Source organism: Jiangella ureilytica, from assembly GCF_004348545.1.
GTDB lineage: Bacteria > Actinomycetota > Actinomycetes > Jiangellales > Jiangellaceae > Jiangella > Jiangella ureilytica.
The window spans coordinates 1-1,369 of sequence record NZ_SMKL01000155.1; the positions used below are offsets into that span (position 1 = coordinate 1).

The 1,369-nt window shown below is 73.6% G+C and carries 1 protein-coding gene; it reads left to right on the forward strand.

Going from position 1 to position 1,369, the window contains the following annotated elements:
• Positions 1 to 179: 179 nt before the first annotated feature.
• Complete coding sequence (locus tag E1212_RS29095) at positions 180 to 1,235, forward strand: trans-sulfuration enzyme family protein (protein ID WP_131989028.1); 1,056 nt, start codon at positions 180 to 182, stop codon at positions 1,233 to 1,235.
• Positions 1,236 to 1,369 lie beyond the last annotated feature (134 nt).

The following is a 1,369-nucleotide window of genomic DNA, read 5'->3' on the forward strand; positions in this document are numbered from 1 at the left end:
CCGTGGTACTCCGGGGCGTACGTGCTCGCGCTGGAGCCCGCGACCAGCTGGCCCGACTCCGGCGTGTCCGGGGTGCGGGCGACGACGGCGACGCAGGTCACCTTCGCGCCGGGCGAGTCGCGGACGGCGACGGTGACACTGACGCTCGCCGCCACGACGGCGTGACCGATACTGGCGGCATGCCCCAGTCCCGCACCACCCGCGTCGTCACCGCCGGCCGCCCGGCCCGCGACCCCGACGCCCCGCTGAACCAGCCGGTCGAGTTCGCCTCGACGTACCACGCCGGCGGCGAGGTCGGCTACGGCCGCTACGGCAACGCGACGTGGACCGCGCTCGAGTCCGTCCTCGGCGTCCTCGAGGGCGGCCGCGCGCTGGCGTTCGCGTCCGGCCTGGCGGCGTCCAGCGCCGTCATCTCGCTGCTCCCCGAGGGCGCCGTCGTCGTCGCCCCCGACACCGCCTATCTGGGCGTCCTCGACCAGCTGCGCGAGCGGGCCGCCCAGGGCCGGCTGACGCTGCGCCAGCTGCCGGTCACCGACACCGCCGGCATCGCCGCGGCGGCCAAGGGCGCGGCCATGGTCTGGCTGGAGTCGCCGACCAACCCGAACCTCGACGTCGCCGACATCGAGTCCGCGGCCGCGGCGGCCCGCGCGGCCGGCGCGCTCACCGTCGTAGACAACACCTTCGCCACACCACTGCTGCAGCGCCCGCTCGAGCTGGGCGCCGACATCGTCGTGTACAGCGTCACCAAGCTGCTGGCCGGCCACTCCGACGTGGTGCTCGGCGCGGTCGTGGTCGCCGACGACGACGTCCACGACCGTCTCGACGCGCACCGCCGGCTGCACGGCGCCATCCCGGGGCCCATGGAGGCGTTCCTCGCCGTGCGCGGCGTGCGGACGCTGGCGGTGCGGCTCGAGAAGGCGCAGGCCACCGCGACCGAGCTGGCCTCGCGGCTGCGCGCCCATCGGTCCGTGACCATGGTCCGCTACCCCGGCTTCGGCACCATGTGCTCCATCGAGGTCGCCGGCGGCGCGGCGGGTGCGGACAAGGTGGTCGACAACGTCGAGCTGTGGGTCCACTCGACCAGCCTCGGCGGCGTCGAGTCGTCGCTGGAGCGGCGGCGGCGCTGGCCCACCGAGAGCGAGACCGTCGACGAGTCGCTGCTGCGCCTGTCGGTCGGCATCGAGGACGTCGACGACCTCTGGGCCGACCTCTCCCGCGCCCTCGACACCATCTGACGGCTCGGAATGATCACAGTGAGATGCTTTGTGGTCCTGGGGTCGGGTGCGGCTGACTCGAATGATCAGTGACCGTGGTGTCTTGTGAACGACCTGTCGTCGTGCCCGGTCCTGGGGTTTGCACGCGACCGGAC

Bases quoted from the DNA above. Each gene is read 5' to 3' on its own strand.
- E1212_RS29095 (WP_131989028.1), top strand. From the start codon at position 180: ATGCCCCAGTCCCGCACCACCCGCGTCGTCACCGCCGGCCGCCCGGCC.